Source organism: Pseudomonas sp. HLS-6 TE3448, from assembly GCF_053629555.1.
The window spans coordinates 3,786,443-3,813,336 of the sequence record NZ_JBRJIO010000001.1; the positions used below are offsets into that span (position 1 = coordinate 3,786,443).

At 60.9% G+C, this 26,894-nt stretch carries 24 protein-coding genes; 12 read left to right on the forward strand and 12 right to left on the reverse strand.

Annotation, left to right across the window (positions count from 1 at the left end):
• Positions 1-20 precede the first annotated feature (20 nt).
• Positions 21-1,304 carry a Zn-dependent hydrolase gene (locus tag AB7M23_RS17480; RefSeq protein ID WP_409277107.1) on the forward strand — a complete coding sequence of 428 codons (1,284 nt, stop codon included), beginning with the start codon at positions 21-23 and terminating at the stop codon, positions 1,302-1,304.
• A gap of 197 nt (positions 1,305-1,501) precedes the next feature.
• Here AB7M23_RS17480 and AB7M23_RS17485 read toward each other — a convergent pair whose 3' ends face one another.
• Positions 1,502-2,413: a LysR family transcriptional regulator gene (locus AB7M23_RS17485; protein ID WP_454241499.1), complete on the reverse strand. Its 912-nt coding sequence runs from the start codon at positions 2,411-2,413 to the stop codon at positions 1,502-1,504.
• A 286-nt stretch (positions 2,414-2,699) separates the two neighbouring features.
• Between AB7M23_RS17485 and AB7M23_RS17490 the strand changes: the two genes are divergently transcribed.
• The 7 genes from AB7M23_RS17490 (at position 2,700) to AB7M23_RS17520 (ending at position 10,834) form a co-directional block, all read left to right on the forward strand.
• Entirely contained in the window at positions 2,700-4,016 is a 1,317-nt protein-coding gene (locus tag AB7M23_RS17490; RefSeq protein ID WP_102052278.1) for an MFS transporter, read from the forward strand.
• Positions 4,017-4,035: 19 nt separating this feature from the next.
• Positions 4,036-5,427 carry an FAD-dependent oxidoreductase gene (locus AB7M23_RS17495; protein WP_454241500.1) on the forward strand — a complete coding sequence of 464 codons (1,392 nt, stop codon included), beginning with the start codon at positions 4,036-4,038 and terminating at the stop codon, positions 5,425-5,427.
• A gap of 100 nt (positions 5,428-5,527) precedes the next feature.
• Positions 5,528-6,232, forward strand: a complete 705-nt coding sequence (locus AB7M23_RS17500; protein ID WP_102052280.1) for a YebC/PmpR family DNA-binding transcriptional regulator — start codon at positions 5,528-5,530, stop codon at positions 6,230-6,232.
• Between the two features lie 112 nt (positions 6,233-6,344).
• A complete protein-coding gene (locus AB7M23_RS17505; protein ID WP_065758377.1) occupies positions 6,345-6,845 on the forward strand; it encodes a PaaI family thioesterase in 501 nt (166 codons plus the stop codon).
• 167 nt (positions 6,846-7,012) lie between these two features.
• On the forward strand, positions 7,013-8,236 hold the full coding sequence (locus AB7M23_RS17510; protein WP_454241501.1) for a multidrug effflux MFS transporter: 1,224 nt from the start codon (positions 7,013-7,015) through the stop codon (positions 8,234-8,236).
• 32 nt (positions 8,237-8,268) lie between these two features.
• Positions 8,269-8,859, forward strand: a complete 591-nt coding sequence (locus tag AB7M23_RS17515) for a TetR/AcrR family transcriptional regulator (protein ID WP_454241502.1) — start codon at positions 8,269-8,271, stop codon at positions 8,857-8,859.
• Positions 8,860-8,944: 85 nt separating this feature from the next.
• A complete protein-coding gene (locus tag AB7M23_RS17520) occupies positions 8,945-10,834 on the forward strand; it encodes a propionyl-CoA synthetase (protein WP_102052282.1) in 1,890 nt (629 codons plus the stop codon).
• 566 nt (positions 10,835-11,400) lie between these two features.
• Here the strand turns inward: AB7M23_RS17520 and AB7M23_RS17525 are convergent.
• The 4 genes from AB7M23_RS17525 to AB7M23_RS17540 form a co-directional block, all read right to left on the reverse strand.
• Positions 11,401-12,117, reverse strand: a complete 717-nt coding sequence (locus AB7M23_RS17525) for a DUF4225 domain-containing protein (protein WP_454241503.1) — start codon at positions 12,115-12,117, stop codon at positions 11,401-11,403.
• Positions 12,114-12,599 carry an Hcp family type VI secretion system effector gene (locus AB7M23_RS17530; RefSeq protein WP_065758381.1) on the reverse strand — a complete coding sequence of 162 codons (486 nt, stop codon included), beginning with the start codon at positions 12,597-12,599 and terminating at the stop codon, positions 12,114-12,116. The genes AB7M23_RS17525 and AB7M23_RS17530 overlap by 4 nt, the downstream gene beginning before the upstream one ends.
• Positions 12,600-12,820: 221 nt before the next feature.
• Entirely contained in the window at positions 12,821-13,921 is a 1,101-nt protein-coding gene (gene zapE, locus AB7M23_RS17535; protein ID WP_454241504.1) for a cell division protein ZapE, read from the reverse strand.
• Positions 13,922-14,045: 124 nt separating this feature from the next.
• Positions 14,046-14,894: a LysR substrate-binding domain-containing protein gene (locus tag AB7M23_RS17540; protein ID WP_065758382.1), complete on the reverse strand. Its 849-nt coding sequence runs from the start codon at positions 14,892-14,894 to the stop codon at positions 14,046-14,048.
• A 101-nt stretch (positions 14,895-14,995) separates the two neighbouring features.
• Between AB7M23_RS17540 and AB7M23_RS17545 the strand changes: the two genes are divergently transcribed.
• From AB7M23_RS17545 to AB7M23_RS17560, 4 genes are all read left to right on the forward strand, one after another.
• Positions 14,996-16,225, forward strand: coding sequence for a cyanate transporter (locus AB7M23_RS17545; protein ID WP_454241505.1), 1,230 nt, complete (start codon positions 14,996-14,998; stop codon positions 16,223-16,225).
• A 121-nt stretch (positions 16,226-16,346) separates the two neighbouring features.
• A complete protein-coding gene (locus AB7M23_RS17550) occupies positions 16,347-16,589 on the forward strand; it encodes a DUF2790 domain-containing protein (RefSeq protein ID WP_454241506.1) in 243 nt (80 codons plus the stop codon).
• 151 nt (positions 16,590-16,740) lie between these two features.
• Positions 16,741-17,361 carry a TetR/AcrR family transcriptional regulator gene (locus AB7M23_RS17555; RefSeq protein WP_099774730.1) on the forward strand — a complete coding sequence of 207 codons (621 nt, stop codon included), beginning with the start codon at positions 16,741-16,743 and terminating at the stop codon, positions 17,359-17,361.
• Positions 17,362-17,427: 66 nt separating this feature from the next.
• Positions 17,428-18,846, forward strand: a complete 1,419-nt coding sequence (locus AB7M23_RS17560; RefSeq protein ID WP_454241507.1) for a hypothetical protein — start codon at positions 17,428-17,430, stop codon at positions 18,844-18,846.
• Positions 18,847-19,078: 232 nt separating this feature from the next.
• Here AB7M23_RS17560 and paaZ read toward each other — a convergent pair whose 3' ends face one another.
• The 7 genes from paaZ to paaC all read right to left on the reverse strand — a co-directional run bounded on the left by paaZ (position 19,079) and on the right by paaC (position 26,893).
• Positions 19,079-21,133: a phenylacetic acid degradation bifunctional protein PaaZ gene (gene paaZ / locus AB7M23_RS17565; RefSeq protein WP_330522633.1), complete on the reverse strand. Its 2,055-nt coding sequence runs from the start codon at positions 21,131-21,133 to the stop codon at positions 19,079-19,081.
• Between the two features lie 59 nt (positions 21,134-21,192).
• Entirely contained in the window at positions 21,193-22,446 is a 1,254-nt protein-coding gene (locus AB7M23_RS17570; RefSeq protein WP_102052286.1) for an OprD family porin, read from the reverse strand.
• 42 nt (positions 22,447-22,488) lie between these two features.
• Entirely contained in the window at positions 22,489-24,129 is a 1,641-nt protein-coding gene (locus AB7M23_RS17575; RefSeq protein WP_218060839.1) for a cation acetate symporter, read from the reverse strand.
• Positions 24,126-24,434 (reverse strand): DUF485 domain-containing protein, encoded by a 309-nt coding sequence (locus AB7M23_RS17580; RefSeq protein WP_102052287.1) that lies wholly within the window; start codon positions 24,432-24,434, stop codon positions 24,126-24,128. Before AB7M23_RS17580 ends, AB7M23_RS17575 begins: the two co-directional genes overlap by 4 nt.
• Before the next feature lie 86 nt (positions 24,435-24,520).
• Positions 24,521-25,597: a 1,2-phenylacetyl-CoA epoxidase subunit PaaE gene (gene paaE / locus AB7M23_RS17585; RefSeq protein WP_065758390.1), complete on the reverse strand. Its 1,077-nt coding sequence runs from the start codon at positions 25,595-25,597 to the stop codon at positions 24,521-24,523.
• Positions 25,598-25,617: 20 nt separating this feature from the next.
• On the reverse strand, positions 25,618-26,151 hold the full coding sequence (gene paaD / locus AB7M23_RS17590; RefSeq protein ID WP_454241508.1) for a 1,2-phenylacetyl-CoA epoxidase subunit PaaD: 534 nt from the start codon (positions 26,149-26,151) through the stop codon (positions 25,618-25,620).
• Positions 26,138-26,893 carry a 1,2-phenylacetyl-CoA epoxidase subunit PaaC gene (paaC, locus tag AB7M23_RS17595; RefSeq protein WP_454241509.1) on the reverse strand — a complete coding sequence of 252 codons (756 nt, stop codon included), beginning with the start codon at positions 26,891-26,893 and terminating at the stop codon, positions 26,138-26,140. The genes paaD and paaC overlap by 14 nt, the downstream gene beginning before the upstream one ends.
• Between the last annotated feature and the right edge of the window lies 1 nt (position 26,894).

A 26,894-nucleotide genomic window follows, 5' to 3' on the forward strand; every position in this document is an offset into this window, starting at 1 on the left:
GACTGATGCAGGAGATGCACATGCAAACAGCTCAGGACGTTCTGCAATCTACCCTCCACCACGTCGACGGAGGTCGACTCTGGCGTTCACTGATGGAGCTGGCGCAGCTTGGTGCCACCGCCAAAGGTGGCGTTTGCCGTCTGGCACTGACTGACCTGGACCGCCAGGCCCGTGACCTGTTCGTGACGTGGGCGCAGGCTGCCGGTTGTACGGTGACGGTGGATGCGGTGGGCAACATCTTTGCCCGTCGTCCAGGGCGCAACCCGACACTGCCGCCGGTGATGACCGGTAGCCATATCGACACGCAGCCTACGGGCGGCAAGTTCGATGGTTGCTTCGGGGTGATGGCGGGCCTTGAGGTGTTGCGCACCCTCAATGACCTGAAGGTGGAGACCGAAGCGCCACTGGAGGTGGTGGTCTGGACCAACGAGGAGGGCTCGCGTTTTGCTCCGTGCATGATGGGTTCGGGCGTCTTTGCCGAAAAGTTCACCCTTGAGGAAACCCTGGCCAAGACCGATGCCGAGGGCATCACTGTCGGCGAAGCACTCAATGCCATCGGCTACGCAGGATCGCGTGCGGTGACCGGGCACCCGGTGGGCGCCTATTTTGAAGCGCATATCGAACAGGGGCCGATACTTGAAGACCAGCAAAAGACCATTGGCGTGGTGCTCGGTGCCCTTGGCCAGAAGTGGTTTGACCTTAACCTGCGCGGGGTCGAGGCCCACGCCGGGCCGACACCCATGCACCTGCGCAAGGATGCGCTGGTGGGGGCAAGCGCTGTGGTGGCCGCCGTTAACCGCGTGGCACTGGAGCACCAGCCGCATGCCTGTGGCACCGTAGGGTGCCTGCAGGCCTACCCGGGATCGCGCAACGTCATTCCTGGCGAAGTGCGCATGACCCTGGACTTCCGTCACCTGGAGCCCGAGCGCCTGGCGTCGATGATCGCGCAGGTCAAGGATGTGATCACTGACACCTGTCGTCAGCATGGCCTGAGCTACACCCTGACGCCGACCGCCGACTTCCCGCCCCTGTACTTCCATGAACGTTGTGTGGAGGCGGTGCGTAATGCCGCCCAGGGGTTGGGCCTGTCACACATGGACATCGTCAGCGGTGCCGGGCATGACGCGATCTTCCTGGCAGAACTGGGGCCGGCCGGGATGATATTCGTACCATGCGAAGGCGGGATCAGCCACAACGAAATCGAGAATGCCGCACCGCAAGACCTCGCCGATGGGTGTGCGGTGTTGCTGCGGGCGATGTTGTCGGCAGCGCAGGCCATAGCGCGTGATCGGGAAGCGGCATGATCTCGAATTTACATTATGTGTATAGGGTATCTACTTGTTTTAATTAGATTAAATACCTGTACTTAAAGTAAATTCTAGCTTGTTATTTTGACCGCTTTCAGGGTTCTGTGACGGGCTTGCCTGCGATGGTTTCGAGGGGGCGTCAGTGAATGCGTGGCGCCTGCATCGTTGGCAAGCCAACGTCCCACAGGGGCAATTCAGGGCGTCGAACGCGGGCTTTGCGTCATGAGGTTGTCTTCATCCAGGCTTTCCTGAACCATCTGCAGAAAGGTTGCCACCAGTCGCCGTGAGCTCTGTTCGCGCAGGCACACCAGGGTTTCGGTCAAGCGTCGTTGGCAGTCGACAATCGGCAGGGCACAAACCCGCGCATCTGCGCCGAACTCGGCCGCCGACACCACCCCGACGCCAATGCCCACCACCACAGCCTCCCGCGCCGCTTCGCGGCCTTCGACCTGAATCGCCGGGCGAATGCGCAGGCCTGCGCGTTGCATTTCCTCTTCCAGGGTTTGCCGGGTCACCGAGCCCGGTTCGCGCAGCACGATGGGCGTGTCGTCGAGGTCCTGAAGGCTGATCGAGGCACGGTTTGCCCACGGGTGCTGGTGGGAGACGAAGGCGACCATCGGGTCGTCGCGCAAGGGCACGCAGAGCAGCCGTTGATCGTCGACATCGCGCCCCAGCAGGGCCAGGTCGGCCTGGTAGTTGAACAGGCGCAGCAGCGACTCGTCGGTGTTGCCCGTCTCGATCTTTACGCTGATGCCGGGGTAACGCTGGCAGAACCGGGCGATCTGCGGCAGCACGTGTACCGGGGCGTCTACCGCCAGTACCAGGGTGCCGGTTTGCAGCGCACGTGAATCCTGCAGCAGTTCGTGCGCTTCGTCCTCGCAGGCAAACAGGCGCTGGGTGATGCCCAGCAAGCGCTCACCCAGATCGGTCAGTTGCACCGAGCGTTTGTTGCGGTGGAACAGCAGGATGCCGAAACGCTCCTCCAGTTTGCGCACCTGATCGGAGATCGCCGGCTGAGTGAGGAATAATCGTTCGGCGGCACGGGTGAAGCTGCCGTGCAGCGCAACCGCGTGGAAAGCCTTGAGTTGAGCGTGTGAAACGGACATGGCGGCACCTGTTACAAGCTGAGCTTATATTTGAAATACGATAAATCGATTTTATTTATCAGTCAGTAATTGTTTCCATCGCTCTCAGCCCGCTGGCAACATTCGTTCGAGTGTGTCCCGGGCCATGGGCTCTGGACGACAGCGCAAACAACAACCGCGTATCCCCGGGATCCATCTGACCAGGTGATGGCCTTGCTTGGCCGTCACGCAGTGCGCAACACAAGAACAAGACAGGCGTTTTTTCCCAATTCTGCCGGCACACTCAGATTCCGAGGTCAGATTCACCATGAATAAACACATCGCAAGCATCAAACGTTGGCGCATGCAGATCTTCGCCATCACCTGGTTGGCCTATGCGGCGTTCTATTTCACCCGCAAGGCTTTCTCGGTGGCCAAACTGGGCATTGGCGAAGACCCCAGCTTCACCCTCGACAAAATGGCCATGGCCAACCTCGATGCGATCTACCTGACGGCCTATGCCGTCGGCCAGTTCACCTGGGGCATGCTCGCCGACCGCTTTGGTCCCAGGGTGGTGGTATTGGGCGGCCTGGTGATTTCGGCCGCCGCGGCGGTGGTCATGGGGAGTTATGCGACGTTCCCGATTTTCGCCACCTGCATGCTGATTCAGGGCTTGGCGCAATCCACCGGCTGGGCAGGGCTGTGCAAGAACATTGGCAGCTTCTTCCCGGCGGTTCAGCGCGGCCGTGTACTGGGGCTGTGGAGCTCTTGCTACGCCTTCGGCGGCCTGGTCGCCTCGCCGTTTGCTGGCTGGTGGGCGTACACGCTGATTGGCAGCTGGCACGCTGCATTTTTCTCCAGTGCTGCGGTGGTCGCTGTGGTGGCAGTGCTGTTCTTCTTCCTGCAGCGCAACAAGCCCGAGGACGTTGGCTTGCCGGCGGTTGAGCCGGAGCCGGAAAGCATGGTGCCTGGTACCACCCTGTGCAGCGTCTGGGCACCTCTACGCGAGATTCTGCGCAACCGCACGGTGCTCACCCTGGGCCTGGCCTATTTCATGTTGAAGCCGGCGCGCTACGCGATTCTGCTCTGGGGGCCGGTCATCGTCTTCGAGCAAATGCCGTCGCTGGGCAAGGTTGGCGCGGCCATCGTGCCCACTGCGTTTGAACTGGCCGGCTTGCTGGGGCCGATCATGATTGGCCTGGCCTCGGACAAACTGTTTGGCGCCCGGCGCATGCCCGCCTGTGTGCTCAGTCTGCTGGTGTTGACCGTGACGCTGGGGTTGTTCATGGGTGCGATGCACACCGGCAGCGTGATGTTGGTCGTGGCCTTGCTGTTTGTCATGGGCCTGACCCTCTATGGGCCGGATTCGATGATCAGCGGCGCCGCCGCAATTGACTTCGGTACCGCCAAAGCGGGCGCCACTGCTGCTGGTTTCGTCAATGGCTGTGGCTCGGTGGGGGCCATTCTTGGCGGCCTGCTGCCTGGCTACTTCGATACGGTCACGGTGTTCATTGTGTTTGCTGGCTGCGCCTTGTTCTCGGCGCTGGTACTGGTACCGCATTGGAACAGCCGCCCGGCCAGCCTGGCCGATACGGCAGCCGTCGCACCGAACACATCAATGGCAATCAAGCCAATGCGCACCTGAGTCGACAAGGAGACACACAATGAGGCCGTTCTGGTTACAGCAGGCATTGGACCAGGAAGAGGCGGCGCCTTGTGCGCCGCTGGCCGGTGACAGCCGTTGCGATGTATGCATCGTCGGCGGCGGCTACACCGGTTTGTGGACCGCGCTGATGCTCAAGGAGCAACAGCCGACGCTGGATATCCTGCTGATTGAGGCGGATACCTGCGGTGCAGGCGCCAGCGGGCGCAATGGTGGCTGTGCCTTGTCCTGGTCGGCCAAGTATTTCACGCTGGAGCGGCTGTTTGGGGTTCAGGAGGCCGTGCGCCTGGTCCGGGAGTCGGAACAGAGTATTCGGGCTATCGGCGACTACTGTACTGCCCATGGCATCGACGCCGACTACCGATTGGATGGCACCCTGTACACCGCCACCAACCCCGCTCAAGTGGGGGCGACAGACCGTGTGATCGCCGCGCTGGAGCGCCAGGGCGTGAATTCGTTCCAGCGTTTGCCATTGGCGCAGGTGCAGCGCCTGGCAGGTTCGCACAAGCACCTGGAGGGGTGGTTCTCGCCGGCGGCAGCAACGGTTCAGCCCGGTAAACTGGTACGTGGTTTGCGCCGGGTCGCGCTGCAGCGGGGCATTCGCATCCACGAACAGACTGCGATGACCGGCCTGCAGCAGGGGCGACAATCACAGGTACAGACCGCCCACGGTACGGTACACGCCGACCGTGTGGTGCTGGCCTTGAATGCCTGGATGGCACGGGCGTTCCCACAGTTCGAACGCAGCGTAGCGATTGTCTCCAGCGACATGATCATCACAGAGCCGTACCCACAGTTACTCGAACAGATGGGCTTGAACACAGGTATCAGTGTGCTGGATTCGCGGATTTTCGTGCATTACTACCACAACACCCCGGATGGCCGGCTGATGCTTGGCAAAGGCGGTAATACCTTTGCTTATGGCGGAAAAATGCTGCCGGTGTTCGATCAGCCGTCGCCTTACGAGCCGTTGTTGCGGCGAAGCCTTGGCGAGTTTTTCCCGGCATTGGCCGACGCACGGATCGCGGCGACCTGGAATGGCCCTTCTGACCGCTCGGTCACCGGCTTGCCGTTTTTTGGCCGGTTGCAGGGCGAGGGCCAGGTGTTCTATGGCTTTGGCTACTCCGGGAGTGGGGTGGGGCCTTGCCATATGGGCGGGCAGATTCTGTCCTCATTGGTTTTGGGGCTCGACAACCCCTGGACGCGCTCGCCGCTGGTCAATGGCCCGTTGGGCTATTTTCCACCTGAACCGATCCGTTACCTGGGGTCGTTGATGGTGCGCAATGCGATCCGGCGCAAGGAGCAGGCCGAAGACCATGGGCGCCGACCCCGCCGCCTGGATGTGCACCTAGCCAGGTTTGCTGCAGCGGCTGGCAAGGCCGACAAGGGTTGAGGCGATTTTTTGTCGATTGCGGCAAAGAGGGCGTATAAACTGCACCCACTTTGCCGGTCGCTACCTGAACCGGCGCTTGAAGCACAGAAAGAGAGTCGACATGGGCGCACAGTGGAAAGCCAAACATAAAGAAGCAGCAGCCAATGCCAAGGGCAAGATCTTCGGCAAGCTGGCCAAGGAAATCCAGATCGCCGCACGCGGTGGTGCCGACCCTGACATGAACTCCCGCCTGCGTCTGGTGGTCGAGCAGGCCAAGAAGGCCTCGATGCCTCGCGAAACCCTGGAGCGCGCGATCAAGAAAGGTGCTGGCCTGTCGGGTGACGTCGTGCAGTACACCCTGGTCAAGTACGAAGGTTTCGCTCCGCATCAGGTGCCACTGATCGTCGAGTGCCTGACCGACAACGTCAACCGCACCGTTGCTGAAATCCGCGTACTGTTCCGCAAGGGCCAGTTGGGTGCCGAGGGTTCGGTGTCCTGGGACTTCAACCACGTTGGCCTGATCGAAGCCAGCCCGGACAGCGCCGACGCCGACCCGGAAATGGCCGCCATCGAAGCCGGCGCCCAGGATTTCGAGCCTGCCGAAGAGGGCGCGACCCTGTTCATTACCGAAACCACCGATCTGGATGCGGTGCAGAAGGCGCTGCCTGAGCACGGTTTCAGCGTCATTTCGGCGAAAATCGGTTATGTACCGAAGAACCCCGTCACCCTCGACAGCGAAGAAAAGCTCGCTGAAGTCGAAGCCTTCCTTGAGGCCATCGATAACCACGACGACGTGCAAAACGTCTACGTCGGTCTGGCAGGCTAATACCTTCCCGTCACACTGCCGGGCAGTCTCGTTGCCTGCCCGGTGGTCGAGACGCCAGCATGGCGTTAACATCGGTCCTGCAATTGTTCCCATAACAACAATCAGGACGTTTATGAACAACACCCATGTACTTTCCATTCAGCAGTTGGCCTCGCCCGAGGGTTCCTGCTACGGCTGCGGCTGCTCCCATCCTACCGGTCTGCACGTTGAAAGCCATTGGGCCGAAGACGGCGTGCATGTGCTGTGCAAGCACACCCCGGCAAGTGAATTCCATGGTTGGCCGGGGCTGGTCTACGGCGGCCTGCTGGCGATGCTGGTCGATTGTCATTCCAACTGGACGGCAATGGCCTATCACTACCGTGCCGAGGGCCGTGAACCGGGTAGCCTGCCACGTATCGACTGCGTGACCGGGCAACTGAGCCTGACCTACCTCAAGCCTACCCCCATGGGCGTCGAGTTGGTGCTCAAGGCCCGCGTTGAAGGCGAAGTAGGGCGCAAGAGCCGGGTGATTTGCGAAATCTGGGCCGGTGATGTCCTGACCGTGACCGCCGACTCGGTGTTTGTTCGTGTAGACACCGAACGCCTGCGCCAACAGGCTCACACCCCCGCTTAAGGTTGTACGTCTTTGGAATGGCAGCCCTGTTGGCCGTGCAACGGGGGTGTCGCTCCGGCCCGCCTGTGTTGATGACTTGACCCGTTGAAAAGAGGTGTATACGCTCGCGCCACTCAGAAGCCTACCGACCGGTAGGTTTTGTCTGGGGCGAATTGGAAATCGAGCACATGCATACCGTAACGAAAACGCCATCACCGCCTGTTCGGTTTGCCGTGGCGCTGGCACTGATCGGCGCCCTGGGCCCTTCGGCAGTCGACATGTACCTGGCCAGCATGCCGACAATTGCTGCCGAATTCCGAACGTCATACGCCGCCGTGCAGTTGACCTTGACGGTGTTCCTGCTGGCCATGGGCGCCGGGCAACTGTTGTTTGGCCCACTGATCGATATGCTGGGTCGACGTCGGCCATTGTTGGCAGGGCTGCTGGTGTTCATCCTCAGTTCGGTATGGGCGGCCCGCGCAGACTCCCTCGACGCGTTGGTTGTGGCGCGCTTTGTCCAGGGCTTGGGCAGTGCCCTGACGCTGGTCGTGATCATGAGCATGGTGCGCGATGTCGCCGAAGGCGCCCGGGCGGCGCAACTCTTTGCCTTGCTGATGACCATTGAAGGCCTGGCGCCGGTTGTTGCGCCGGCCTTGGGGGGCGTTGTTGGTGCGCACTATGGCTGGCGAATGGTCATGCTGGTGTTGGCCGCGCTGGGTGCCGTCGTGCTGCTGAACGCCAGCCTGGTGCTCAAGGAAACCTTGCCTGCAGACCAGCGCATGGCCTTTCGACCCAGGGCGTGCCTGCGTACCTATGCAGGGATTGCCAGTGACCGGCAGTTCCTGCGCCCGGCGTTGGCGCTGGCGGCAGTGTTTTTCTTCCTGTTCGCCTACATTGGTGGCGCCGCGTACGTCTATCAGCGCCACTATGGGCTGTCGGTCGAGGCGTTTGGCACGCTGTTCGGAGCCACCGGCATTGCGATTTTGCTGGGGGCGATCACGGCGGGGCGGCTGGTGGCGCGCAAAGGGCTTGGGCGTTTGGCGTTGGTTGGTGCCGGCTGTATGTTGCTCGGTTCGCTACTGGTACTGACTGGCGCTGTTACCGCCAGCGGGCTGGTCGGGATCGTCGCAGGCATGGCCCTGGCCATGTTTGGGCTGGGCGTTGCCGAGGCCACGCTGATGTCGATGGCCATGGCTTCACAAACCCGTGCACTAGGCTCTACGGCGGCGTTGCTGGGGGCGTTTCAGTTGATCATTTCGTCGTTCGCCACGCCGTTGTCAGGCATCATGGCGCCTTTGGGCGCATCGCATTGGGCGCTGCTGCTGGCGCTGTCGGCTGCGTTGGTAGCGGTGCTGGTACGCGCCAGTGTGCGCTGTGCGCCTGGCGAGCAGCAGCATCTGGCCGGGCACTGAGGCCCGGGTAACTGTTTTCTGGAGAACGCTGCATGAGAACCCTGTCGCCTTCGGCAGAAAAGATATGTGTGATTGCCGTCGAGCATTTTGCCAACAGCGGCTACGACGCCTGTTCGCTCAATGACATTGCGGTGGCGGCGGGTATGCGCAAGCCATCGTTGTATGCGCATTTCAGCAGCAAGGACGACCTGTTCCAGGCCGTCTTCGAGCGTGCGGTGGAGGCAGAGCGGTTGTATGTCGAGGACTGTTTTGCTCATCCGCATGGCGATGTTCCCGGCGGGCTGTACTGCCAGCGTCTGGGTGAACGCTATCTAGGGTCGGCGCATTTGCGTTTCCTGCTGCGCACGGCGTTTTTTCCGCCGACGGAGCTGCGGGCCTGGATCTCTGCGGGTTTCGAGGGTTATCTGGCGCGGTTGGCGGCGTTGTTCGTTGCACGCATGAAGGCCTATCGGCCGACGTTCGAGGATGAGCAGGCCGTACTCTACCGGGATGCCTACATGGGAATTGTCGACAGTTTGGCGGTGGAGCTGATCTACGCCGGGCCTGAGGCCTATGCCCGACGGCTGGCCGCATTGTGGAAGGTGTTCGAGGACTCATTGGCGCGGTGCGGCGCCGAAAAATAAGACCTTAGTACCATGGCGGCTTCATTGAAGCGGTCCATACTCATCGTTCGCCCTTAAATAACAACAAGCTCAGGGTTCGACATCGATGACTTACCAGCACTGCTATGATCGCTCCATTGCTGACCCCGCTGCGTTTTGGGCCGAGCAAGCCAATGACTTGGCCTGGTACCGAAAACCGACACAGACGCTGACCGAAAACGCCGATGGTACGCACCAGTGGTTCAGCGATGGCCGCTTGAACAGCTGCTACCTGGCCCTTGATTATCAAATCGAGCAAGGCCGTGGCGAGCAAGTCGCGCTGATCTATGACTCCCCGGTAACCCACACCCAGCAAACCTTTACCTACCTGCAAATGCGCGACGAAGTCGCACGCCTGGCCGGCTTGCTGCGCCAGTTGGGTGTGGAAAAGGGTGACGGTGTCATCATCTATATGCCCATGGTGCCCCAGGCCGCCATGGCCATGCTCGCCTGTGCCCGCATTGGCGCGGTGCATTCGGTAGTGTTTGGTGGTTTTGCCGCCAATGAGTTGGCCCTGCGCATCGATGATGCCCGGCCAAAACTGCTGCTGACTGCCTCCTGCGGGTTGGAGTTCGACCGGGTCATTGCCTACAAACCCTTGGTCGACCGGGCCCTGCAACTGGCACAACATCAACCCAGGCAGGTACTGGTACTTCAGCGCCCGCAAGCTCGTGCCGAGATGATCGAGGGACGCGATCTGGATTGGCAGGCCGCCGTCGCCAGCGCTGAACCAGTCGCGCCGGTCGAGTTGGGCGCTGCCGACCCGCTCTACATCATGTACACCTCGGGCACCACCGGAAAACCCAAAGGTATCGTGCGCGAAAACGGCGGCAATGCCGTGGCGCTGAAGTTCGCCATGCAGCACATCTATGGCATGCAGCCGGGTGATGTCTGGTGGGGGATCTCCGATGTGGGCTGGGTGGTCGGGCACTCGTTGATCGTTTACGGGCCGCTGATGAATGGCTGCACCAGTGTGTTCTACGAGGGCAAGCCGATTCGTACACCAGACGCCGGTGCTTACTGGCGTGTGGTAGAGCAGTACAAGGTTAACGGGATGTTCTGCGCGCCGACAGCGATGCGGGCGGTTCGCAAGGAGGACCCCGAAGGCCTGTTGCTGCGTAAATATGACCTGAGCTCGTTGCGTCAGTTGTTCCTGGCCGGCGAGAAACTTGACTCCAGCACCCACCAATGGCTCGAGGCAACCAGTGGCAAGGCAGTCCACGATCACTGGTGGCAGACCGAAACCGGCTGGCCGGTGACAGCGCCTTGTGTCGGCCTTGATGGCAGTGGCGTGCGAGCAGGATCGAGCAACCGTGCGGTACCGGGGTACCACGTTCAGGTACTGGATGACGACGGGCATTTGCTGGGGCCGAATCAGCAAGGTGCCATTGTCATTGCCTTGCCGCTGCCGCCCGGCTGCAGCCAGACCTTGTGGGGCGACCATGCACGTTACGTACAGTCGTACCTGCAGACGTATCCGGGTTACTACCATACCGGAGACGGCGGTTACCTGGATGATGACGGCTTTGTCTACATCATGGGGCGCACCGATGATGTGATCAACGTCTCAGGCCATCGCCTCTCGACCGGTGAAATGGAAGACCTGGTGGCCGCCCATCCGGCCGTGGCCGAATGTGCGGTGATCGGTGTCTACGACGAGATCAAGGGCCAGGTGCCATTGGCACTGGTAGTGCTCAAGGACGCGACGCCAATCAGTGAGCAGCAGTTGCAGAGCGAGCTGGTTGCCCGCGTTCGCGAGCAGATCGGTGCACTGGCCTGCTTCAATCAGGTTCGTGTGGTCAAGCGCCTGCCCAAGACGCGCTCAGGGAAGATTCTCCGGGCCGTGTTGCGCAAGATCGCCGATCAACAGCCCTATACACCGCCATCGACGCTCGATGACCCCGCCGTGCTGGATGAGATCGAGGCGGTGCTCGCCAGCCTTGCTCGGGCAGGCTAAGGCGCTGACGGAACATGGCCTGTGCTCCAGGCCATGTTGGAGTTTGCGCAGGAGCGGAATAGATCGTGCACTTAGGTGTCCAGCGCCTTCTTTCTAGGCATATGCCTCGATAAAGCAATTGCGTATCTCGGCTTCCTGGCTGATGTCGGTCAGCCTGTCATATAGGGTCTTATCCAGCTCTTCATCGCGTCGATAGGGTGCTGTCAGTTCATAAATCTGCAACTGGATGGATATTGATTTAGTGTGAGTTTACTTTCGTGAAAACCAGCGTCTCGGCTCATATTGGGTGGGAATACAGCATGTGTGGAGAAAAATACTTACAAATGCAATCCATCCAACGGCATCATTGCCTTGAATGATAGGTTTTAATGTAGGGAAAACGACATCGTACCCGTACTTCACGGTGCTCATGTGAAAAGACCCAAAGAAAATGGCTAGGGACAATAATATAAAGAACCATTTCCACCTGAAGTTTTCGCCGGAAAAAAACCTCGATAAAAAATATAAAGAAAAAAGCGTTATCAAGGACAGTGCGAGATATATAACTGAAACGATAATAGTGCTTGTCATTGATTTTTGTGCTCCAGGTACATTGATCTACCTGTAACGCTATCGCTTACCGCTTCAAATGTAAGTGTGCTGGCCCCCATTGTTTTGTATGATCTTATGTAGTCGGTGTGTATATATCTAAATAGTCGCCATGAGTCTGGTCTTAATACCATTCTCCCGACGCCGTATGCAGAAAGCCCTAAGTCAATAGTACCATAAGCCATATTGCCTTCAAGGACCCCGCCACCGATTAGTTTAGCGCCCTCCTGATAAACTTTCCTGACGGGCCCTTGGGTGTCAGCGCGATTTTCCAAGAGGTTACGACCGTTCTCATAGAGGTTATTTGATCCATGGGCCATCATCGGGACACCCGCGAAAAGGCAAAGTGTTCCGGCTGATCCGTAGCAGATCCCGGCCCCTGTTGCTATCTGAAATGCCCCTGCGATTGCGCCAACGCCTTTCTGAGCGATCTCAAATGACTGGCTTAGCAGGCTGTCTTGTTCGTTTTTTAGGTCCTGTAGGCCTTGCTCAGGGCTTTTTTTGCCCTGCGAGACATCATTAACAATGCCTTTGGCGTAATAAGCGATCTCGCGGTTGAATTGTAAACGCAGTGCGCCGTCTTTGATATGTCGAACACCTAAGGTGCTGGCTTGGTTCCCAAGTTTTCCAGCAGCGGCACTGACCATCCAGTAATCACAGCTACCTGGCATGCAGCTTTCACTTGCTGGCTTCATTCGTTATTTTCCCATGTGCTATATCCGCTAGTGCCAGCAACGTGGTGAGTCCACGTGATGTCTCGGTAACGGATGGCTACATGTTCTTGCGGCTCGGCGTCACTCTGCAAAATAGCGTGAGGCATTTCAAATGTCAGGTCAGCAATAATCCCGCCATTGATGGTTACAGAATAGAATTTCTCCTGCAATCCAAAAGAAGACACTCGATAAAAACTGATTGTGCAGCTTATTTCCTCTCTGGATGAGAGCGCTTGAGCGAGGAGCGGTGAAGCCTTGTCCACGTTTTTGGTGATAATGATTGGACTATGTGTAGGCTTATTAATATTTCCGATGTTGACCATGTTGTGGGTGTAAGACAACACCATGATTTCGTCTGCATGCGCTGTCTGACACTTGTTGCCAATAGAGTCTTGGGTTGAACAACCCGCCGAAATCAGTCCTTGAGCCTTGCCGGTGATGGTCATGTAACCGTGGTTAGCCATGCGTGACACTCCTTTAGTCCGCCGGTCATCCTATTACAAGGGTTTGAGCTGTGCTGTAGGGCATTTCTGAAAATCTATAAAAAATATTTCGACCCCAAGAGCCGACTTCGGGGCCGTGAAAAATATGTCCTGATAAGGTTGTGGGTAGGTCGAGAAACGAGGGGGCTGACCTTGATTGCACTTTCTGTTCCGTTGTCCCCAACCCCATGTACCGCGAGGCTTCACCCTTGCGCAATCTGCTGCAACTGCCCAAGGCGGCTGCGGGTGCGGGCCAGGTCGTTGGCTGTCCCTTGCAGGGCGGCTTCCAATGGCTGTTCGCCAATCAGCACCAGGTACTTGTCCTGGTCGTAGAGCACGTCAATCAGGTTGATGAAACGCTGCTGGGCGGCGATCGAGCAGTCCGCCAGGTTTGGCAGGCCATCGATGACCCAGTGCTCGAAGCGCTGTGCCAATTGCAAGTAGTCGATGACGGCGGTGGGTTGTTCGCAAAGGGCCGCGAAGTCGAACGCAACACGCTCGCCGTCAACTAGCCAGGCCTGTACATCTCGTTTTCCCACTGCAAGGGCGGTGGGCTGCGCCGATGGCAGGTCGAGGGCAGCGCGTTGCTCGGCATTGCCTGGCCACAGGTAGCAACCTTGGGTAAAACGCTGGTGGCTGCCGCTGCCCGGCAGGCCCCGGTAGTCCTCGCCGCCCACTTCGACGACGTGCATGTGCTGTTTGATCAGGCGGATGACCGGTTCGAAACGCTGGTGGTAGAGCGGGTTTGGCAGTAGCCCTTCGGGTGGGTAGTTGGAGGTGACCAGCAGCAGGATGCGTCGCTCGAACAACGCCTTGAACAGTTGGGTGATGAGCATGGCATCACCGATGTCATGGACATGGAACTCATCGAAGCACAGGACTTTGCAGTCCTCGAGCAACTCGTCAAGGGTGCAGGCCAGCGCATTGTCGGCATGCCGATGACGGAACATGCCGTCGTGCAGCCGGGCGAAGAAGTCATGAAAGTGCAGGCGGCGTTTTTGCTCCAGGATGATTGCCCGGAAGAATCCCTCCAGCAACCAGCTTTTGCCGCGCCCGACACCGCCATAGAGGTACAGGCTGCGTGCCTGGCCCCGCGCCAGTTTTTCGACCTGCCCGGCCATGAAGCCGATCACCTGTTGCTGGCTGTGGCTCAGGGTGTAGCCCTGTTCGTGGGCTTTGTGCTGGAACCACAGGCGCAACTGCTGAGCGGGGCTATCGTTGAGGGTAGAGCCGCGTTGCATACGCTGGCGCAAGCTGCGCAAGGGTGAGTGAATCCAGGACGAAGAGGGCGGCTTTGCAGTCAACGTGGGTTCCTTGGCGTAAGGGGAACGAACAGCCCACCTAGAGCGAGCGCGGCTAATTTACCCAATAGCGACACAGGCGACCAGCGATCTTGAGCCCTGGCAGTGTTACGGTGCCTTGGGGCTTTCAGTGTGCGGCGCGACGCTCACACAAGGCCTCAAGACTGTCGCGCAGTGCCGCGCCATCGTCGTCCAGCGCCGGGCGGGCGTAGAGTGCCAGTGTCAACCCGGCGATGGGCGCGAAGCCTTCATTGACACCCAGTACGCGATGGCTGGGTTCAACACTGCGTGCCGGGATCAGGCTAACCCCCAAGCCTGCACTCACTGCCGCGCTGATGCTGGCTAGGCTGGTGCTGGAGTAACTGATACGCCAAGGGCGCCCGGCCGCTTCCAGCGCATGGATCATTTCCTGGCGATACAGCGCACCCACGGGGAACACCACCAAGGGCACGGGGTCGGTTATCGGGTGCCTGGCACTGCTGACCCAGGCCAACGGTTCCGGCCAGTACGCATGACAGTCACTGTCAGCGCCCCATTGCTTGACCAGCAGCAGGTCCAGTTCGCCATTACGGTACAAGTGCAGCAGCGGCAGGCTGAGGCCGCACTCGACCTCCAGGCGCATGCGTGGCCGCTCGGCCAGCAGGTGGCTCAATGGCGTCGTGAGAATCTCGCCCGCGAAGTCATCCGGCACCCCAAGACGCAACGCCACCTCCGGTTGCTGAGGGCTCAGGGCGTGGCGCGCTTCCTCTTCCAGGCGCAGGATGCGCCGGGCATAGCCCAGCAGCCGTTCGCCTGCTTCGGTCGGCCAGACCTGCCGCTGGCTGCGGTCCAGCAAACGGCAGCCCAGGCGTTGCTCCAACCGGATGATCTGTTGGCTGATGGTTGATTGGGTGAGGTGCAGGCGCTCGCCAGCGCGGGTGAAACTGCCGGCTTCGACGACTGTGACGAAGCTGCGCAACAGTAAAGGGTCAAGCATTCGAAATCCCACTGGCATGCATGAAATCAATTAATTTCATACTACCCCGGCGTCTCAGGATAATCACTGGCCTCTGTTGAATCTCATTAAAAGGCGCAAGCATGAACAGCGAAATGAACGCGCACCTGAGTCGGACCGGCGCGCTCGGCTGGCTGTTGGTGGTGGCGGTGGCGATTAACCTCAGGCCGATCCTGACCAGCATCGGCCCGTTGTTGGAGGAGATTCGCAACAGCACCGGCCTGGGTTACCAGCAGGCGGCACTGCTCACCGCGTTGCCGGTGTTGTGCATGGGCCTGGTACCGTTGCTGCAACCCTGGCTACGCCGCTGGCTGAGCGAGCACCACGGGATGCTTGCCGGGCTTGCAGCCATTGCCCTGGCGTGTACCTGGCGCCTGTTTCTGCACAGCGGTTCGGCGCTGATTGCCAGTGCCGCGTTGGCTGGCCTGGGCGTGGCCTTTATCCAGGCCTTGATGCCAGGCCTGGTCAATCGTTGGTTCCCCTCACGCCTGGCGTTGGCCATGGGCGTGTATTCGGCCGCGTTGATGAGCGGTGGCGGAATCGCCGCCGTGCTCGGCCCGCGGATCGCGGAAACGGCGGGGCACTGGCAGGCAGGGCTTGGAGTGTGGCTGCTCCCGGCGCTGCTGGCCCTGGTCTTGTGGTGCGTGGCGCGCCCCAGCGCGGAGCAGGCGCGCAGTGGGTCAGAGGCCAGGCGACACTTTTTCGGCAGCCGCCGCGCGTGGTTGCTGGCGGGCTACTTTGGCCTGATCAACGGTGGTTACACCAGCATGGTTGCCTGGTTGCCGGCCTACTATCGGCAGATCGGTGGCAGCGCCCAGGGCGGCGGCGAGTTGATCGGCTTGATGACAATTTTCCAGGTGTTGGGTGCGTTGGGCCTGCCGTTGCTGTTGCGGCGTTTGGCTGATCGGCGCCCGGGGCTGTTATTGGCCCTGTTGTCACAGTTGCTGGGCTTTGTCGGCCTGCTGATGCAACCTACATTATGGTCGGGGCTGTGGGTGGCGCTGATTGGTTTCGGCCTGGGCGCCTGCTTCAGCCTGAGCCTGACCCTCACCCTTGAACACTTGCGCGGCAAGCCTGCCGAGGCAGGGGCACTGGCGGCGTTTGTCCAAGGTATCGGTTTTATCATCACCGGCATCATTCCCTACCTGACAGGCTGGCTGCGGGATATCAGCGGCGATTTCCAGGCCTCGTGGTTGTTGCTGACCTTGACAGTGGTACTGATGCTCGTGGTGACCTTGCGCTTTTCTCCGGGCGGTTATGCCGGCGCCATGAGCGAGGAGGGTAAGCGTCAGGCGAGCCCTGTGGCCAGATGATGGGCGGCGGGTGTTTCACCCGTGTAACTGAAGGCGTGCCGTTGATCCGCAAAACCTACGCGTGGTCTGTGCGACGCCACACTCAAGGGTGTCAGCCATTTCCATTTGGAGGGCAACCCTCATGAAAGCCCGTTGGGTGTTGGTATCGGCCTTGCTGGCCTGTGCTGCTGTGCAGGCACAAGAAGCAGTACCGTTGTATCACTATGGCATGCCGCTGGATGTGGCCAAGGTGGTCAACCTGAGTGAGCCGGAGTCGATGCTGTGTGAGGTGGTAAAGGCACGTATGGTCTACAAGGATTCGGCCGGGCAACTGCGTAGCCTGGACTACCTGAAACTGGCGCAAGCCTGCAACCATGGCGGTTGATCCGCCGCCGTTGATGTTATGGCCTGAGTGCAGTCATGGTGCGTGTAGGTGTTGCTGAACGTCGTTGAGTGACCATGACCGCACACAAGGCTTTTGCCTGAGGTGAGTGAATCGGCGTAGCCTTGCCGTGTCAGCCGCAATGGATTCGCCCATGGCCCCGCGCAAACCCAGTATTCGCCAACGCAATGTCGACAGTATTCTCCTCGCTGCGGAAAAGGTATTTGCCGAAAAAGGCTTTGCCGGCACCGCCATGGCCGACATTGCCGAGGCTGCCGAACTGCCGCGTAGCAATGTGCACTATTACTTCAGTACCAAGGCAGAGTTGTATCAGGCTGTAGTGCTCGGCTTGCTTGAGGTGTGGAAACAGGATGCGCTGTGTTTCGAGCTGTATGACGATCCGAGGATCGTGCTCAGCAGCTACATACGCGCCAAGATGAATCATTCGCGCAGCCGGCCTCATGGCTCCAAGGTCTGGGCCGATGAAATTATCCATGGTGCGCCCAACCTCGGCACAGCCCTGGATGACAGCCTGTGTGGCTGGGCGAAACTGAAGGAGGCGAAAATTCGTCAGTGGGTCGAAGACGGACGCATCCTGCCGGTCGAGCCCTCAGGGTTGCTGTACATGATCTGGGCTTCGACCCAGCACTACGCCGATTTCAGCCATCAGGTCAGCCTGCTGAACGCGCATCAGCCCCTCGATGACCTGCAGTTTGAGCGCGCTGTGCAGACCGTCACCTGCGTCATCTTGCGAGGTATCGGGCTGGAACCCTGAGCGGCCACCCACTGGCAACGCCTGTTGTGGCATGCTTGCTGGCTTTGGTAACACCGGAATCAGGGAATGAACGGGCAGGATCTCAAGGACAGGCAGCAACTGCAGGCACGGCTTGAAAGGTGTGTTTCCGTGTATGCGCTGATCGACCCGTCTCAGGCGGGTGAGGGTGAAGACACGGTGTTGGATGGGGTTGAGGTGCGCTCGTTTGATGCCGCCCCGCGCTCCCTTGGCCTGGCGCTGAACAGTGAGTGGGAGCCCGAGTCCTGGTTGCTGCGCCTGAGCCCCTTGGCCATGGCGAGCTGGCCAGGGGAACGGCAGCCCGGCCTGAACTGGTTCAAGGTCGACTTCCGCCTGTCGTCATCGCCCGATGCACAAGCGTCGCTGTATGCCTTCAGGGCGCTTGACGATGCGCGAACGCCTTTGGAAATCCTCGATGTGCAGGTGCTGGACAAAGGCGAGACGCTTCGCAAACTGGTGCGCTTTAGCCAATTGCGCGGCCTGCCGGTTTCCTCCAAGGCGAGTATTGCCGAGTTGTTCCAGCAGGCTACCGATAATTGTGATTGGCCGATGTTGGTCGTGCATGATGTCGGCCAGGCTAACTGGAATTCACTGTATCCCAGTGCGATCTGCCCGTGCCGAGGCAAACACGCCGTGCTGTTCTACGACTGCGGTGTCCCGACTGGGTACAACTATGCCACCTTGCCCAGCCCGCCGTTGGACCCCTTTGCCAACGCGTCAGCCGAGGCACCGGTCATCCTGTCGCACTGGGACATGGACCACTGGGCTGGCGCTGCTGCCGGACAGCCGCTTTTCGGTGGCCGTGGTATTCGCATCGCGTGGGATCCACGGGCGCTTGATCGCCCCTGGATCGTACCCAATCAAGGGCGTGCGCAGAGCGGTCAGCGTGTTTCCAGCATGGGCTGGCGACTGGCGCTCGCCTTGGCGCGGCGGGGTAACCTCTACATCTGGCCGAGTCAGCTCAATGGCGTTGTCAGCCGTCAGGGCCATCGCATCATCAAGTGTCAGCCACAGGGTGGCCACAATGACAATAACAACACGGGCCTGGCACTGCTGATCAATGCCGGTGCTTCAAGGCGTGAGCCGCAGTACCTGCTAACAGTGGGCGATGCCGACTACGCGTCGTTATACCTTCATTACCCGCAAGTTCGGGCGTGTGGCTATCGAGGGCTGGTAGCCAGTCATCATGGTGGCAACATCAACAGTGTGCCGCCTGCGCCACTGGATCGCTGGAGCAAGCTGGTTTATTCACACGGCGCCAGGTACCACCATCCAACGCATGCTGCACGACTGGCCCACAGCGCCGCGGGCTGGCAACAGGTTCGCGAAACCCATCAGCGGCGCAATCGTCGTATTCGCGGAGGTGTTCAGCAACAGGTGGGCAGCGTGAGCCTGGGCAGTCACGTTGAGCCCTGCCTTTGCGCGCACCTGGGTGTGCCTGCCGATGCCAACTGCCCGATTCAGTAATGCCCGATCCGCTTTAGCGGTCGCCGCGCGCAAACGCGTGCAAGGTCTGGCCTTCCATCCGGTAGCGCACCTACGCATCCTGAGGCTGTGCGCCAATCGAACGGTAGAACTGAATGGCGACCATCGTAACCGTCAGGGTGTGACCATCAACTCTGCCGGCAGGCCAGCACCCATACTGACTGCATGGGTGCTGGCGTTCCTGCGGTCTAGCGGCGCACGCTTGCTGCGTGAATCAGCCTTGGCGTTTTACCACCAGCGTCAAGATGTCGTAGCTGGCCACCAGCTCGCCGAGCTGGTTGGTGACTTCGACATCCCAGGCCACGACCCCTTGCGGGATACCCTGCGGGCTCTTTTTGCCCTGGTCGATCTTGCGCTTGCAGGTCAGGCGCGCCTGGATGGTATCGCCGATGCCCACCGGATTGATAAAACGCAGGGTGTCCAGGCCATAGTTGGCCAGTACCGGGCCGGGTGCGGCGCTGACGAACAGCCCAGCTGCCGCCGATAGCACAAAGTAACCATGGGCGATGCGTTTGCCGAACTGCGATTCCTTGGCGGCGATGTCATCGAAGTGCATGTAGAAATGGTCGCCCGACAGGCAGCCGAAGTTGACCAGATCGGCTTCGGTCACGGTACGTCGATGGGTCAGCAGTGACTCACCAATCTGCAGGTCTTCAAAGTGACGGCGGAACGGGTGCACCTCGGTTTCGATCACCTCGGCGCCACGGACGTATTCACCGGTAACCGCCATCAGCATGCTCGGTGAGCCCTGCACGGCGGCGCGCTGCAGATAGTGCTTGACCGCACGCAGGCCGCCCAGTTCCTCACCGCCGCCGGCTCGACCGGGGCCGCCGTGCTTGAGCTGTGGCAGTGGCGAGCCGTGCCCTGTGGACTCTACTGCCGCTTCGCGGTCCAGCACCAGAAGGCGCCCGTGCCAGGCGGCAGCGGCGGGTATCGCCTTGGCGGCGACCTGGCGATCATGGGTGACCAGCGTTGCGACCAGGCTGCCTTTGCCGCGCGCTGCCAGCGCCAGGGCTTCGTCCAGATCGTCGTAGGCCATCAGTGTACTGACCGGGCCGAAGGCTTCGATATCGTGAGCACCGCCCTCGGCATGTGGATTGCGCGCCTGGAGCAGGGTCGGGGCGAAGAACGCACCTTCCGCGACGCCTTCGCCAACCGGGGCGAAACCATCGCGCTCGCCGAACAGCAGGTCGCAGCTTTGCAACAGGCTCTGCACACGTTCAGCGACATCGGCCTGTTGGCTATGGGAGGCGAGTGCGCCCATGCGTACGCCTTCCACCGATGGGTCGCCGACCACCACCTTGCTCAGGCGCTCGCGCAGGCGGGTAGCGACCGCGTCGATGTGCTTGGCCGGGACGATGGCGCGGCGGATGGCGGTACATTTCTGCCCGGCCTTGGTGGTCATCTCGCGGACCACTTCCTTGATGTACAGGTCAAACTCCGGGTCGTCCGGGGTTACGTCCGGGCCCAGAATCGCGCAGTTCAGCGAATCGGCCTCGGCCGTGAAAGGTACCGAATTGCGGATCAGGTTCGGCGTGACGCGCAGTTTGGCTGCGGTGTCGGCAGAACCGGTAAACGTGACCACGTCCTGGCCCTGCAAGCGGTCGAGCAAGTCGCCGGTGCCGCCGATCACCAATTGCAGGCTGCCGACCGGCAACAGGCCGGACTGATCCATCAGGCGCACGACTGCCTCGGTCAGGTAGCTGGTGGAGGTGGCCGGCTTGACGATACACGGCATGCCCGCAAGGAAGGTCGGCGCAAACTTTTCCAGCATGCCCCAGATCGGGAAGTTGAAGGCGTTGATGTGCACGGCCAGGCCCGCGCGCGGCACCAGGATATGGCTACCGGCGAAGTGGCCTTGCTTGCCCAGCGGCATGGCCGGGCCTTCATGGACGATGTTGCCCGAAGGCAGTTCACGGGTACCGATACCCGAGTAGGCGAACAGGGTGGCGTTGCCGCCTTCGATGTCGATCCAGCTGTCGGCACGGGTGGCGCCGCTGTGGTGCGACAGGGCATACAGCTGCTCCTTGCGTTCGCTCAGGTACAGCGCCAGGGCCTTCAGCCGGGCGGCACGCTGCTGGAAGTCCATGGCCATGAGTTCAGCCAGCCCACGTGCCCGTGCGTGTTCAATGGCTTCGGCGAAGTCTGGGCGCTCTTCGTGGCTGTAGGCCAGGACATGGCCGTCCAGGGCGCTGCGCAGGGGTTGAGCGCCGTGCTGGCCTATCCAGCGGCCGCCGATGAAGCTTTGCAAGGTTGGGGCGTGAGACATCAGGTGTTCTCCTACGTGAATAAGGCCGCTGCGCCAGCGCTGGCGCAGCGGGAGGGCGCTTACCAGAGCGCCAGGGTGTAGCCGACAATGAGGCGGTTCTCGTCCACGGCGTTGGTCAGGCCATTGCCGGAGCGGAAGGTGACGTTGCGCCAGCGCAGGCTGACGTTTTTCAGTGGCCCGCTCTGCACCACATAGGCGATATCGGTATCGCGTTCCCACTCACGACCGTTGTCCACGCTGGCCGTCTTGGCGTGACGACCGTCGGTGTAGCGGGTCATGAAGCTCAGGCCCGGTACGCCGAGGGCGGCGAAGTCGTAGTCATAGCGCACTTGCCAGGAGTCCAGGCCAGCGCGGGTGAAGGTGTTGTAGGTCACCAGGTTGACCACATAGGGGTCGCCACCATTGAGGAACGGGAACGCACTGTCGCCGGACTGCTGCTGGAAGTTGGTGCTGAACTTGTGGGCACCGACACCCAGGGTGAACATGCCGTTGAAGTTGCGGTTATCGATGCGCCCGGCGCGTTCGGCGCCGTCTTCACGGCTGTCGAAGTAGCGGATATCGCTGCGCAGGCTCAAGCCTTCGGCCAATGGCCAGGTATGCACCAGACCGACGAACTGCTGGCGGTAGATATCCTCCAGCTTGCCGTAGTAGTAGCTCAGTGCCAGTTGCGGGTTGATTGCCCAACTGCCGCCGGCAAAGTCGAAGGCGTCACTTGTGGCTGCGCCATACCCGATATCGTCACGGCTGGAGGAGTCGCGCAGATTGGTTTTGGTCAGCCGCCCGCCGTTGAAGGTCAGCCCGTCGAGTTCCTGGCTGGTCAGCAAACCACCCTGAAAGGTCGAAGCGAGCAGGCGGGTGTCGTTGTAGACCACCACCGGCAGCAGCGGCTGCAGGGTGCCCAGGCGCAGGACACTCTTTGATGCGCGCAGCTTGGCGGTCAAACCCAGTTCGCTGTAATCATCGTCCGGCTCCAGGCTGTTACGGCCGTAAGGCAGCAGGCCCGTACCCCGACGATCGCGGCTTGAGTCCAGTTTGATACCCAGTTGGCCCATGGCGTCGACACCGAAGCCCACCGTGCCTTCGGTGAAGCCCGACTCGATTTTCGTGGTAAACCCCTGTGCCCATTCGTCGGCCTTGGCCTGTGGCGCGTTGCTTTGACGAAAATCCCGATTCAGGTAGTGGTTACGCAGTTCGATCTTGGCGTGGCTGTCCTCGATAAAGTCAGCCAAGGCCGGTGCGGCGGCCATCGGCAGGGTGAGGCCAGCCAGCATGGCGGCAAGCTGTGGAGCGGAAGCAGTACGTATGTGGTTCATTATTTTTATACCCAACAGTCCTGTGACAGCGTTACGTAGTGGTCAGTGTTTACTGGCACCGGCGGCGCCGATTCCGGTCATCGAGCGAATGAACTGGGCCAGGTAGCGACCGCGTTCTTGCGCTGCTTGTGGTGAGCTGTCGGTCACTGAGAACACCCAGGCGCCAAGGAACGCCAGGCTCATGGAGAACAGGGCCGGGTTGTTGTAGGGGAACAGTGCCTTGTCGAAGTGCAGGACGTTGACCCAGACCGCCGGGCTGAGCACCAGCAGGGCGATAGCCGAGACCAGGCCAGCCATGCTGCCGGCGACTGCGCCGCGGGTGGTCAGGCCTTTCCAGAACATCGAGAGGAACAGCACCGGGAAGTTCACCGAGGCCGCAATGGCCAATACCAGGCCGGAGAGGAAGGCGATGTTCTGCGACTCGAAGAGCAGGCCGAGGATGATCGCCAGAACGCCGATGGCCAGGGTGGCAATACGCGACACGCGCATTTCTTCCTGCTCGGTGGCTTTGCCCTTGCGTACGACACAGGCATAAAGGTCATGGGAGACCGCCGAGGCACCGGACAGCGCCAGGCCGGCGACCACCGCCAGAATGGTGGCAAAGGCCACTGCCGAAATGAAACCGAGGAACAGGTTGCCGCCAACCGCTTGGGCCAGGTGCACGGCGATCATGTTGCCGCCGCCGATGATCGCGCCGCTGGCATCGCGGTAGGCTGGCTCGGTGCCCACCATGACGATGGCGCCAAAGCCGACGACAATCAGCAGCAGGTAGAAGTAGCCGATGAAACCGGTCGCGTAGAACACGCTCTTGCGCGCTTCCTTGGCGTCGCTGACGGTGAAGAAGCGCATCAGGATATGCGGCAGGCCGGCGGTCCCGAACATCATGCCCAGGCCCAGCGAAATCGCGTCGATCGGGTTGGACAACAGCCCGCCGGGCGCCATGATCGCTTGCCCCTTGGTGTGTACCGCTGCCGCGCCGGCAAACATCGCTTCAGTGCTGTAGCCAAAGTGACGCAGTACCATGAGTGCCATGAAGGTGGTGCCAGACAGCAACAGCACGGCCTTGATGATCTGCACCCAGGTCGTGGCCAGCATGCCGCCGAAGGTGACATAGAACACCATCAGTACGCCTACCAGAATGACCGCATACAGGTAGCTGATGCCAAACAACAACTCGATCAGCTTGCCGGCACCGACCATTTGCGCCACCAGGTACATCAGGGCCACGGTCAGGGTGCCAAACGCCGAGGTCAGGCGTACGGGTGTCTGTGCCAGACGATAGGAGACCACGTCGGCGAAGGTGTACTTGCCCAGGTTGCGCAAGCGCTCGGCAATCAGGAACAGGATGATCGGCCACCCGGCCAGGACGCCCAGTGCATAGAGCAGGCCGTCATAGCCATTGAGGAACATCATGGCGGAAATGCCGAGGAACGACGCCGCGCTGATCATGTCGCCAGCAATCGCCAGGCCGTTCTGGAAACCGGTCAGGCCGCCACCGGCGGTATAGAAGTCGCTGGCTGAGCGGGTGCGCCGTGCAGCCCAACGGGTAATGCCCAGGGTGAACAGGACGAACATCAGGAACATGCCGATGGCGTTCCAGTTCAACGGGCGGGCAGCATCGGCGGCGAGCGCCAGGTCGCTGATCATCAGGCCCGGCAGCAGTAAGGTAAATACGGGTTTCATTGGGCGCACTCCTGCCGGACTTTGTCGTTGAGCGGGTCGAGTACGTTGTTGGCGCGGTAGACGTAGATGCCGGTCAAGGCAAAGGACAACAGCACGATCACGACCCCGACCAGCATGCCGACCGAGGTGACCCCGCCACTCAGGGATTGACCCAAGGTGCTGGGTGAGAAGGCAACCAGCAGGACGAAGCCGTAGTAGATGACAAGCATGGCCAAGGTCAGCGACCAGTTCAGGCGCTGTTTACGCTTGACCAGCTGTTGAAAGTCCGGGTGCTTGCAGATGCTTTCGATATCGTTGGGTGTCATGGCGCTCTCTTGATCTTTTTTGTAGTTGTTTTGGGGGTATTGCCGGCTTGCGGCAGGGGCTGGCATTGCCGGCCCCTGCGGGTGGATCAAAGCTGGTCGAAATCCAGGACGACCTTGTCGCTGACCGGGTAGCTCTGGCACGAGAGCACGTAGCCGGCGGCCACTTCGTAGTCTTCAAGGGCGTGGTTGCTGTCCATCTCCACTTCACCTTCGACGACCTTGCACTTGCAGGTCGAGCACACGCCTGCCTTGCACGAGTAGGGCAGTTCGGCGCCGATGGCATTGCCGGCGTCGAGGATGCTCTGGCTGTTGCGCGGCAGGTCGAAGGCCAGGGCGCGGCCGTCGCTGATCACGGTGATCTGGCTGACCGCAGAATCTGCCTGGCGTGCCGCCTCGCGAGCTTCGCGACGCTGCTCGTTGCCGGCTGCGGCGAACAGCTCGAAATGGATGCGTTCGGCCGCCATGCCGCTGTCCTTGAGGCGGTCGCGGACGATCTCGGTCATGGCCTGTGGTCCGCAGATGAACGCAGCATCAAGACGCGGCACATCAAGCCAACGGCTGAACAGTTGCCCACACTTGTCCGCATCAATTCGGCCGTTATAAAGGTCGATGTCCTGCTGTTCGCGGCTGAAGACAAAAATCAGGTTCAAGCGCTGCAGGTAACGGTTTTTCAGGTCTTCAAGCTGTTCGCGGAACAGCGCACTGCTGCTGGCGCGGTTGCCGTAGAGCAGGGTGAAGTGGCTGTTGGGTTCGGTTTCCAGGGTGGTCTTGATGATCGACAGGATTGGGGTAATGCCGCTGCCAGCGGCAACCGCCAGATAGCGGCCCTGTCGCTCAGGGGCGAGGGCGATGTTGAAGCTGCCAGCTGGCGGCATGACCTCGAGCACATCGCCTGCGCTCAGCACGTCGTTGGCGAAGGCCGAGAAGCGACCACCCGGTACCCGCTTGACGGCCACACGCAACTCGCCGTCGTTGACCCCGGTGCAGATTGAATAGGAACGGCGTACTTCCTCACCGTCCAGCTGGGTGCGCATGACCAGGTATTGGCCCTGGGTAAAGCGAAACTGCTGGCTGAGCGTCGCCGGCACGTCGAACAGAATCGACACCGCATCGCGGGTTTCTGTGCGTACTTGCTTGACGGTCAGGCTGTGAAATTGGCTCATGGTGGCTCTCCATCACGCGCTTAGATGCACTTGAAGTAATCGAAGGGTTCGCGGCAATCGCAGCAGCGGTACAGGGCTTTGCAGGCGGTCGAGCCAAACTGGCTGAGCAGTTCGGTGTGCGCGCTGCCACATTGCGGGCAGTTCACGGTGCCGTCATCGCCGAGCAGGCTGCGTTTGTTGGCACTGCCCAGCGGGGGCGCGATGCCGTAGGCCAGCAAGCGCTCGCGGCCGGTGCTGGTGATCCAGTCGGTGGTCCAGGCCGGGTGCAACTGTCGTTCGAGCTGCGGCGCGCTAAACCCAGCGTCTTCCAGGGCCTGACGAATATCGGCTTCGATGACTTCAGTGGCGGGGCAACCGGAATAGGTCGGGGTGACCACGACATGCAAATGCCCGGCATTCCAGGCCAGTGCACGAACGATCCCCAGCTCTACCACGCTGATCACGGGCACTTCCGGGTCCATGACCCGGCCCAGCACCTGCCAGGCCTGGTCGAGGTCGCCGGGCGCCGCGTTGCGGGCGCCGAGGTCGCTGGCTATCAGCTCACCAGGTCGCATCGGGGTAGGCTCGTGGCAAGAACTGCATTTCAGCCAGCAGCAAGCCCAGGTGCTCGCTGTGCAGGCCCTGACGACCGCTGAGGTAGAAGTGGCAGGCCGGTGCCGGCACGGGCAGGGTGGCGCTGTCGAACGTTCGCTCGACCTGCTGTTGCCAGGCAGTGGCGATCTGCTGCGGGTCGCCGATAAGGCCCGCCGCGTGCAGGCGCTGCTCGACGGCATCGCTGTCGCTCAGCTCGACGGTGAAGCGCCACAGCTGCGGGATGGCTGCGAGCATGCGCTGGTGGCTTTCCTCGGTGCCGTCGCCCAGGCGCTCGACCCACTCGCTGGAGCGGCGCAGGTGATAGGTCACTTCTTTCACGGCCTTGGCGGCGATGCCTTGCAGGCGGCTGTCGCTGGAGTGGGTCAGGCCTTCCAGTACCGCCAGGTGCCAGGCGTCATAGAAGAACTGCTTGAGCACGGTGACGGCATAATCGCCATTGGGTTGCTCGACCAGCAACAGGTTGCGGTAGGCACGTTCGTCGCGGCGGAAGGCCAGGTGATCGGCATCTCGACCGTCATTGGCCAGCTCGGCGGCGTACTCCAGCCAGTTGCGGGCCTGGCCAACCAGGTCCAGGCCAACGTTCATCAAGGCCAGCTCTTCTTCCAGGGCGGGCGCCCGACCGCACCATTCACACAGGCGCTGGCCCTGGATCAGGGCGCTGTCGCCCAGGCGTAGCAGGTATTGGATCAGGTCCTGGTTCATC

What these genes read in the sequence shown, in the direction of transcription:
- AB7M23_RS17480 (WP_409277107.1), top strand. Translation starts at nt 21, where the DNA reads ATGCAAACAGCTCAGGACGTTCTGCAATCTACCCTCCACCACGTCGAC.
- AB7M23_RS17485 (WP_454241499.1), bottom strand. Translation starts at nt 2,413, where the DNA reads ATGTCCGTTTCACACGCTCAACTCAAGGCTTTCCACGCGGTTGCGCTG.
- AB7M23_RS17490 (WP_102052278.1), top strand. Translation starts at nt 2,700, where the DNA reads ATGAATAAACACATCGCAAGCATCAAACGTTGGCGCATGCAGATCTTC.
- AB7M23_RS17495 (WP_454241500.1), top strand. Translation starts at nt 4,036, where the DNA reads ATGAGGCCGTTCTGGTTACAGCAGGCATTGGACCAGGAAGAGGCGGCG.
- AB7M23_RS17500 (WP_102052280.1), top strand. Translation starts at nt 5,528, where the DNA reads ATGGGCGCACAGTGGAAAGCCAAACATAAAGAAGCAGCAGCCAATGCC.
- AB7M23_RS17505 (WP_065758377.1), top strand. Translation starts at nt 6,345, where the DNA reads ATGAACAACACCCATGTACTTTCCATTCAGCAGTTGGCCTCGCCCGAG.
- AB7M23_RS17510 (WP_454241501.1), top strand. Translation starts at nt 7,013, where the DNA reads ATGCATACCGTAACGAAAACGCCATCACCGCCTGTTCGGTTTGCCGTG.
- AB7M23_RS17515 (WP_454241502.1), top strand. Translation starts at nt 8,269, where the DNA reads ATGAGAACCCTGTCGCCTTCGGCAGAAAAGATATGTGTGATTGCCGTC.
- AB7M23_RS17520 (WP_102052282.1), top strand. Translation starts at nt 8,945, where the DNA reads ATGACTTACCAGCACTGCTATGATCGCTCCATTGCTGACCCCGCTGCG.
- AB7M23_RS17525 (WP_454241503.1), bottom strand. Translation starts at nt 12,117, where the DNA reads ATGAAGCCAGCAAGTGAAAGCTGCATGCCAGGTAGCTGTGATTACTGG.
- AB7M23_RS17530 (WP_065758381.1), bottom strand. Translation starts at nt 12,599, where the DNA reads ATGGCTAACCACGGTTACATGACCATCACCGGCAAGGCTCAAGGACTG.
- AB7M23_RS17540 (WP_065758382.1), bottom strand. Translation starts at nt 14,894, where the DNA reads ATGCTTGACCCTTTACTGTTGCGCAGCTTCGTCACAGTCGTCGAAGCC.
- AB7M23_RS17545 (WP_454241505.1), top strand. Translation starts at nt 14,996, where the DNA reads ATGAACAGCGAAATGAACGCGCACCTGAGTCGGACCGGCGCGCTCGGC.
- AB7M23_RS17550 (WP_454241506.1), top strand. Translation starts at nt 16,347, where the DNA reads ATGAAAGCCCGTTGGGTGTTGGTATCGGCCTTGCTGGCCTGTGCTGCT.
- AB7M23_RS17555 (WP_099774730.1), top strand. Translation starts at nt 16,741, where the DNA reads ATGGCCCCGCGCAAACCCAGTATTCGCCAACGCAATGTCGACAGTATT.
- AB7M23_RS17560 (WP_454241507.1), top strand. Translation starts at nt 17,428, where the DNA reads ATGAACGGGCAGGATCTCAAGGACAGGCAGCAACTGCAGGCACGGCTT.
- paaZ (WP_330522633.1), bottom strand. Translation starts at nt 21,133, where the DNA reads ATGTCTCACGCCCCAACCTTGCAAAGCTTCATCGGCGGCCGCTGGATA.
- AB7M23_RS17570 (WP_102052286.1), bottom strand. Translation starts at nt 22,446, where the DNA reads ATGAACCACATACGTACTGCTTCCGCTCCACAGCTTGCCGCCATGCTG.
- AB7M23_RS17575 (WP_218060839.1), bottom strand. Translation starts at nt 24,129, where the DNA reads ATGAAACCCGTATTTACCTTACTGCTGCCGGGCCTGATGATCAGCGAC.
- AB7M23_RS17580 (WP_102052287.1), bottom strand. Translation starts at nt 24,434, where the DNA reads ATGACACCCAACGATATCGAAAGCATCTGCAAGCACCCGGACTTTCAA.
- paaE (WP_065758390.1), bottom strand. Translation starts at nt 25,597, where the DNA reads ATGAGCCAATTTCACAGCCTGACCGTCAAGCAAGTACGCACAGAAACC.
- paaD (WP_454241508.1), bottom strand. Translation starts at nt 26,151, where the DNA reads ATGCGACCTGGTGAGCTGATAGCCAGCGACCTCGGCGCCCGCAACGCG.
- paaC (WP_454241509.1), bottom strand. Translation starts at nt 26,893, where the DNA reads ATGAACCAGGACCTGATCCAATACCTGCTACGCCTGGGCGACAGCGCC.